The following is an 8,388-nucleotide window of genomic DNA, read 5'->3' as shown; positions in this document are numbered from 1 at the left end:
TCCAATATATGTATAGTCATTGTGGTATACTAAGTATGTTACATAGTTACTTTATACTAATTATGTAATATGTAATTAACATAATAATACTCCTAACAATTGTTTATATTAAATTTATAAGCTTTTTCTAATGTATACACATAAATAGTTTCACTACTTTTGTAAATGTTTTTTATCATTTGTTTAGTAAGCAATATTATGTTAGTGCAACCTAATAATATTAATACTAGTAAGGCGCTTATTTTGGTGTTTCACTAGCTCCTTATAAAACCTATTTAAAAAAGCTATTCAGAAATGAATAGTTTTTTTTATTGTTTGAGAAAATAAATCTTTTATTTATATAAATTAATTTAAAATAAAAATTTATATGTTTTAATAAATTTTATATAATTAATTACTTTAATTGCAATAAAAGAGTAAGATATTTATTTTTATTTTAAAAAAGTATATCAAATTACTGAAATTATAAAAATAAATATATTCAATATATACGACATAAATATAAATATTGTGCTATAATACAAACATATTGAATATATTATATCTCAATATGTTGTATGTTAATAATATAAATAATAAACCTAAAATTTATATTTATGTTGGGTACTAAAACAAATCTTCCCCATAGCAAAGAATAATTTTATTTGTAAAGGTTTTAATAAATAAAATATAATTATTCTTTGTATTTAATACAAACTTACTACTATTTTATTAACATACCATTATAGTATTTTGCTATTACCTTTTAAAATATAATAAAAAGCCGTTCGAATTATTGAACGGCTTTTTATTATTTTTATTATTAATTAAATATTGGATTCTAAAGATTGAATATATAGATTTCTACATTTTAGTTTATGATAAATAATAATTGTTATGCTAATTAAATAAAAGGAATATTAAAGTTTTAGTTAGAAGTAAATTTATACATTTAATATATTTTAACGAATTAATTGTTCAAATTATTATAGAATGATATTTTATTTAAATTTATCACAGAAATATATTAAAATATTAAAAGTTTTAAAATCGCATATCCAATATATGTATAGTTATTGTGATATACTATATATGTTATACATTTACTTTACAGTAATTAAATAATATGATACTAACATAATAATACTAACTAACATTATTTACACTAAAGTTATATAATTTTCCAAAATATAAAAATGATAATTTTAATGTTTTTTGTAAATATTATTTATCATTTATTTAGTAATGTATTTTATGGTTAGTACAACCTAATATTATTATTGTATACTAGAAAACCATTAATTCGATTAGTGTTTTTCTAGCTCCTTGTAAAAATATATTAATAGAAAACCCATTCATTTTTGGATGGGTTTTCTATTGTTTTCGAGAACAAATCGAATATTTTATTTAAAGGCTAAATATATAAATACTACATTTATATCTTATGAAAAAGGAAAAGAATTATACATATTTAAATTAGAAATTGAACTTATAAAAACTATTCAATTAATTTTTAAAAAATTAGATTAAAAATCTAATTTATCATAAAAATGTTATTCGAAATTCATATTTATTTGTTAGATTAATATAGAATATATTGATAAGGATATTTTTACATATGAGAAAAATAATTATTATAATAGTGGGGATAATAATAGTCTGTGGAATAGGTGGGTTTGTTATAAATTTTAGGAATAAAGAAACTGAGGTTAATAAGTTATTAGCTAGTAATAAAATAAGTCCAGGAGAAGAGGGTTTAAAAAATGTGAAATCGGATAATGAAAAAAACATAAATACAAATATTAGTGAAGAAACATCGAATCAACAAAGTATACATATAAAAAATACTAAACCTATAGCAAACCAAAAAGATGTGCAAAAAGGTGAAAATGTAAAAGTAATTAATAATCAAAATATAAATAGAAGTGTGAAACAAAGTAATCAAGAAAATAACGATATTAAACATTCTAATAATAGCACAAGTAGTAAATATCAGATAAGTGGTAGAGCTTTAGATAATTTAATAAATAATCTTTATAATAGTTCATGGTATCAAATAAGAGCTATTGATAAATCCTTTGATAAAAATGGTACAGAAGGAGGTCAATTGTTTGATCTTATACAATTTTGTGTTACACCTACAATTATAAAACAAACATATGGTACAGATAATTTGTCAAAATTAAATTTAAAGGCAGTAATTGTAAAAACACATCAACCTAGTAATAATATATTATGGATAAATATTGGTGGTGTAGCCCCTAAGCTAGAAGGATATTATGACGAAATAAAACCGATATAATAATTATTTATCTATTAAAAAAATATAAAAGCTATATCTAAAATTTTTTTGATATAGCTTTTATATTTTTATCCTATTTTCCAACTTTTCTTTTTAAATTTAAATATTAATAATGGAATTATTATATTTATTATTGTACCTATAACTTGAAATCCAATATAAAAACCATCTTGATTCTTACTTATAATTGATGGTGGAATTAAACTTATTGCTATAGTTAATATAAGACCAAATAAAGCAAGTAATGCAACTATCCACATTACTAAATTTCCATTTACTCCTAATCTAAAAGCTCTTTCTATATTAGGCTTTGTGTATCTTAATCTTATAGCTGAAATACAAATTAGTATGTAAACTAAACAATAAAGTATAGTTGTAACTATTGTTATCATAAAGAATACTCCATTAACATTTGGAATTGCAATATATGATACTGATAATAAAGAAACCATTATGGCTTGTACTATAACAATAGTTATTGGTATGCCTTTTTCTGTTTTTCTTTGAAATATTTTTGGTAAATTCCCTTCTTCCGCAACTTTTATCATTGCTTTAGCTGGACCTAATACCCATGCACTCATTTGTCCAAGAACTCCAATTACTATCATTAATGCAATAATTTTTTCTATTATTGTAGGTAAGTGAAACGCTTTTGTATATACTACAAAAGGTTGCAATACATTTGTTAGCTCAATTTGTCCTTTAGGAATTGCATTTGCAACAGTAAGTCCTGCTATTAAATTCACAATTACCAGTATAACTACTGATATAATAACTGCTATTGGATAATTTCTTTTCGGATTATGTATATTATTTATATGAACTGATGAAATCTCTACCCCTGCAAAGATAAATATAATTCCTGAAAAATATGTTAATGTACCTAAATTATGTATATTAGGCACTAATTTAGATAATTCAAAGTTTCCTAAATAATGTCCTGGATTAATTCCAAATTTGAACATATATAAAACACCTAATATTGTAAGTGCAGCAAAAGGAATAAAAACTCCTATAAGTGTTCCAAACTTTCCTACAACTTTAACCATATTAAATTTAAAATTAAGAAGCGTAACACCCCAAAAACTTATAAGTAAACAAATAAATACAAAAATACTATTTTGAGAAAGACTTGGAATTCCTATTACATAAGCTAAAATTACTCCTACTATACTCCCTACCATTGTCATTCCTGTAACCATCTGAATCCATAGTATCCAAGAAGTAACAAAACTCCACTTAGGTCCTAGTCCTTCCTTAACCCACAATTGAGGTCCACCTTCATCTGACCAACCAGTTGCAAGTTCAGCTGCTATAAGTGCTATAGGAATTGCAAAAATAATTACAGCTGCAACTATATATGTGATACCTGTCCATCCATTTATAGCTAATGTTGGTACACTTCTAACACTTCCAAAGAAAGCAATAGTAATTCCTATTAACTGAAACAGTGTTAGCTTTTTTAATTTATTCATATAATCCATCCTTTCATATTTTTCTTTTACTACATTTAAATAAAATTATTTAATAAAATTACAATTACTTATAATTATTACTAATAGAATTCATTATTGTCAAAGAACGCAATTATAATAATTTGTTAACATTAATTCACCGATTTATATAGATAAAGTTTTCATAGTTTTTCTATTATTATAATAAAAAAACCATATTATATTTTAAAATTTAATAATTTCACTTTGAATTAACACTCTGTTTTTAGCAATTTATTAAAATGATACAAGCCTATTTTAATTCATAATATATTTTCTACTTATTAATTTTTTTATCTTATCCATAAAAAAATGTTGCTTAAAAAATTTTATTAATTACAGAAAAGAGCCTAATAAAATTTGTGAAATACAAGTTAAATTTAAATGAGAATAATTTATAGGAATGTTATCATTTAGATTTCGATTTATAAATTTATAAAATGAACACATATAAAACCTTAAATAGTCTTGGAAAATATAATTATAAATTTATACTTGGTAGTGATTGATTTGGAGAAAGTCAGAAATATTATTAATATTTTAACAAAAATTTTATGCTAGAATACATTTAATAGGTAAAAAGTTAGATACGTGTTATCTATTGAAAATGTATATTTATTTTACATAAGTATAATTATATGGAAGGAGTTTTAATATGAAAGCAGCATATATTACAGAGTGTGGTAGTATAAAAAATATACAATATGGTGATGTTGATAACCCAATATGCCGTGATGATGAAATTATAGTAAAAACAATTTGCGTATCCGTAAATAATGTAGATACATTTATTCGTTCAGGAAAGTATAAAACACCAATACCATTTCCTTTTATTATTGGTAGAGATATGGTGGGAGTTGTACATGAAATTGGAAAGGCTACAAAAGGCTTTAAAATTGGAGATATTGTTTGGACAAATAGTATGGGGTATGATGGAAGGCAAGGCGTAACTTCTGAATTTGTTAGTGTTAACCAAGATAGACTATATCATCTTCCAAAAGGAGTTGATCCTATTTCAGCTGTTGCTTCATTACATTCTTCAGCTACTGCTGCTATTCTTTTAGCAGAAATAGGAAAAGTGAGAATAGGAGAAAAAATATTAATACAGGGAGCTGCTGGACATGTTGGTAGAAAACTAGTTAGTTTAGCTAAGCAAATGGGGCTTTCTATTACAACAACTTCAAATCCAGATGATTTTGAAATATTACACAAATTAGGAGCAGATAATACTATAGATTATAAAGAAACTTTTCCGTCAGAAAATCAAAGAGAAGTATTTGATTTAATTGTGGATACATCAGGGAAAGCAAATCTTCAAAATAATATTACAGCATTAAATATTGGTGGAAGAATTTTAATGATTACACCAGCTCCAATTGATACTATAGATACTTGGCCTCTTTATACTAAAATGGGACAAATACTTGGATTTGTTATAAGCCATGCTAGTATAGAACAGCTAAAAATAGCTGCTGAAATTATCAATGATCAATTTAAAAAAGGTCTTTTATTGGATGATGATGTTTATACATTAGATTTTAAACATGCTTCACAAGCACACGAATTACAAGAAAAACAAGCTAAGAAAAAACCAAAATATGTTTTAGTATTTTAAACAAATAATTTTATTATAAATATTTTAGATAAATAAAAATATAGATTTTATGTAATTATTTGAATTATAATAATATTTATGTATACTAAAACATTATCATTATTATATTATTACTTAAGCCTATTTGTTTAAATAGGCTTTTCTAAATAAATCTATTTTATTATTTCAATTTTTCTTTTAATTTAAATAGTTTTGTATCTATATTCACAATACTTTTTTTTATATTTTAATTAAATTTATTTCTAAATTATTGGAATTCTATTTCTTTTTCAATGCAGATACACATAAAAAATTAATGAATTTAAAAGGGGGAATGTACAAATAAATGGGAAAATTAGAGAGGAAATATTCTATTAGAAAGAAAATATTTATTATTGAATGTTTAGTATTAATAATTAGTGGAATATTTTATAAGGTAGTAAATTGTATTTTAGAGAAGACAAACCTTGCATTAATGAATACTCCTAAAAATATAATTGAAGGAGTAATAGGGATATTTTTAATTATTATTTTAATACAGATAATTAACTTTATAAGAAAAATGATTAAAAATAGTTGGATAAGTGCTATTGTAACCTTTATAGCTGGAATTATACTTATTTTAATTATTTTAGATACAACAGTTATATTTATATTTGGATATAAGAATGAATATATAATTAATGATAAAAATAGAGGAAAAGAAGTAGTTTATGTACATAGCTTTCTAAAAACTAGTGTAGATCATTATGATTATGTAAATAAATTAGTAAGAGGGAATAAATTAAAAGAAACAGAACTTATAGATGGTGCATATATTCCACCTAAAAATTAGATAGAATTAATAAAGTATTTTAATTTAAAATGAAAAATTTCAATAAATGCATTAATTAAAAATAAAAGTTATCTTTAAATAAGATAACTTTTTAAATTTATTTTAATATATTTGATTTAAATAATTTTTTTATTATAAATATAAATTGAACTTTAAATAAGTTAGTTATTGCTTAGTTATAGTAATACTTTTATTTAAAATATCAATAACTTTCTTTCCTATAACTTCATCTTCATAAAGGTATTCTATAGTGTAAATTTTATTATCTTGAAATATCATATGAGTATAAACTTTAAATTTAGATTGAACATTTGGATCTCCAACATCTTTATAGTCTCCATTATAATTAACTTTCAAACTATTTCCATCTACATTAATATCTTGCAATTTTCTAACTAATCCTGGAGCTTTATTTGACTCTTTTATATTTTCTATACATTTTTGAATAGTATAATTAGAATCATTGTCTACGATAGATATACTTATACCATCTTTACTATAATGATTAAAAATATCATCTGTTTTTGTGAGCAAAGCTATCGTCCCATTATTGCTATCCATTGTTGGGAAAGTTTGAAAATAATCTGGGATTTCTAAACTTAAATTTTGAAAGTAAATTTTATTTAAAGAAAAATTTTCAGTTATTTCTTTATTTGTGTTGCTAACAAAATTACCTTCTGTATAACCTATATATTTAGAGTCATTCTTTTTAGATTTATCTATTACTTCACCATGCAATTGATTATTATCATCTAAATATATACCAGTAAGACTAAGAGTTTTTTTATTTATATTAGAGATAAAGAAATAACAAGCAACTAAAACAATTGTTAACATACATACAATACCAAAAAATTTTTTTTTCATAAAAGTCCCCCTTTTATACCGTTAACATAAATTTTATATTATTTATAGTAAAAATAAAAGTTGAAATATTTAATTAAAATATATATTTGCATATTCACTGTGATACCATTTGTAAAGGAAATAGCAAGGAATTCGGAAAAACTAATTATTGGTTTAGATACTAAGGAAAATTTAACTAAAGTATTTACAATAAATTAAGTGAATTTCAAAAAGATTTGAACCGCTAGATAAAAGTACGGGAGCTTTCAGAATCAATTTTAAGGATTTTCATTAAAATATCTGTTAAAATCTAAAGGTATATGAGATTTTATTGCTTGTATAAAAATGAGATTATTTAGTATTTTTGTTACTATTAAATCATTATAGTATAACGAATAAAAAAGAGCTACCTATGAAGTAGCTTTTTATATATGATACCTATGTTTTGCATACAAAACACAGGTTGTCCTAATATATTTATCAATTATTACTTAGATTAAAAATTTAAATTTATATTATTTTTAAAATTGCTTAAATAAAGAAAATTACTATGATTTGATTATGTAGTTTAGAAAAAACAATAATTGCAATTTTTTTTATTAAATATCGGTATAATATTATTCTAAAAATTTTTAACCATTAAGAAGTTTGTTTAAACTTACATTTATAATATCAGAATCTTCAGGATACTTTAAAGTTAATTCATTCGCCTTAAAAATAGCAGCCGAAAAAGCAGTTTGAACAGATTGTTTTACTTTAGGGTCATCAATAGAATTAATATAATCAATTTGCTTTTGTTTAGCTTCTTTAATTAAATTATAATAATATTCTTGCTTTTCTTCTTGTTGAGAATTTTGATTTATATTTTCTGTTTCTGCAGGTTTTGATTCTTGCTTAGAGTTTTGTTTTATATTTTCTGTTTCTGTAGTTTTTGGCTTTTCTTCTTGTTTAGAGTTTTGTTTTATATTTTCCGTTTCTGTAGTTTTTGACTTCGATTCTTGTTTAGAGTTTTGCTCTTCATTTTCTGTTTCTGTAGGATTTTGTTTTGCTTCTTGTTTAGTATTATTATCAGAATTAATTGATTGTGTTGAATTATTTTTTTGTCCATATGCAACAAATGAAAGAGATGATAAAGATACTAATAATACTCCTAATTTTAAAAATAGTTTTTTATTCATTATTTACCTCCTAGTAAAATAATATTTAAATTTTATTAAAAAGTTTCTGTGAATTTATTTTAATTAAATTTAATCAAAAATCTACATTTTTAATCAAATTTTAACAGTTTTAAAGTTGGAAAGATAAGATAAAAAATATTTTTCTAAAATAATTTTAAATG

The 8,388-nt window shown here is 22.4% G+C and carries 6 protein-coding genes; 3 read left to right on the top strand and 3 right to left on the bottom strand.

Annotated features, from left to right (window positions below; translation table 11 throughout):
• The first annotated feature begins 1,597 nt into the window (after window positions 1-1,597).
• Window positions 1,598-2,281 carry a hypothetical protein gene (locus tag CLTHE_RS13275; RefSeq protein ID WP_080023879.1) on the top strand — a complete coding sequence of 228 codons (684 nt, stop codon included), beginning with the start codon at window positions 1,598-1,600 and terminating at the stop codon, window positions 2,279-2,281.
• A 68-nt stretch (window positions 2,282-2,349) separates the two neighbouring features.
• Here the strand turns inward: CLTHE_RS13275 and tyrP are convergent, their stop codons facing one another.
• Window positions 2,350-3,756: a tyrosine-tyramine antiporter gene (gene tyrP / locus CLTHE_RS13270; protein ID WP_080023878.1), complete on the bottom strand. Its 1,407-nt coding sequence runs from the start codon at window positions 3,754-3,756 to the stop codon at window positions 2,350-2,352.
• Between the two features lie 673 nt (window positions 3,757-4,429).
• Between tyrP and CLTHE_RS13265 the strand changes: the two genes are divergently transcribed.
• Complete coding sequence (locus CLTHE_RS13265; RefSeq protein ID WP_080023877.1) at window positions 4,430-5,389, top strand: alcohol dehydrogenase catalytic domain-containing protein; 960 nt, start codon at window positions 4,430-4,432, stop codon at window positions 5,387-5,389.
• 325 nt (window positions 5,390-5,714) lie between these two features.
• Window positions 5,715-6,203 (top strand): hypothetical protein, encoded by a 489-nt coding sequence (locus tag CLTHE_RS13260; RefSeq protein WP_080023876.1) that lies wholly within the window; start codon window positions 5,715-5,717, stop codon window positions 6,201-6,203.
• 165 nt (window positions 6,204-6,368) lie between these two features.
• On the opposite strand, the gene CLTHE_RS13255 is transcribed toward CLTHE_RS13260, so the two are convergent.
• Both CLTHE_RS13255 and CLTHE_RS13250 read right to left on the bottom strand, forming a co-directional pair.
• Window positions 6,369-7,070: a hypothetical protein gene (locus CLTHE_RS13255; protein WP_080023875.1), complete on the bottom strand. Its 702-nt coding sequence runs from the start codon at window positions 7,068-7,070 to the stop codon at window positions 6,369-6,371.
• A gap of 611 nt (window positions 7,071-7,681) precedes the next feature.
• The gene (locus CLTHE_RS13250; RefSeq protein ID WP_080023874.1) at window positions 7,682-8,227 is read right to left on the bottom strand and encodes a hypothetical protein; all 546 of its coding nucleotides are present in this window, start codon (window positions 8,225-8,227) and stop codon (window positions 7,682-7,684) included.
• Window positions 8,228-8,388: the final 161 nt, after the last annotated feature.

This window comes from Clostridium thermobutyricum DSM 4928 (assembly GCF_002050515.1).
Classification (GTDB): Bacteria; Bacillota; Clostridia; order Clostridiales; family Clostridiaceae; genus Clostridium; species Clostridium thermobutyricum.
Note: the sequence above shows the minus strand (reverse complement) of the source record. Positions and strands in the feature narration are given on the sequence as shown.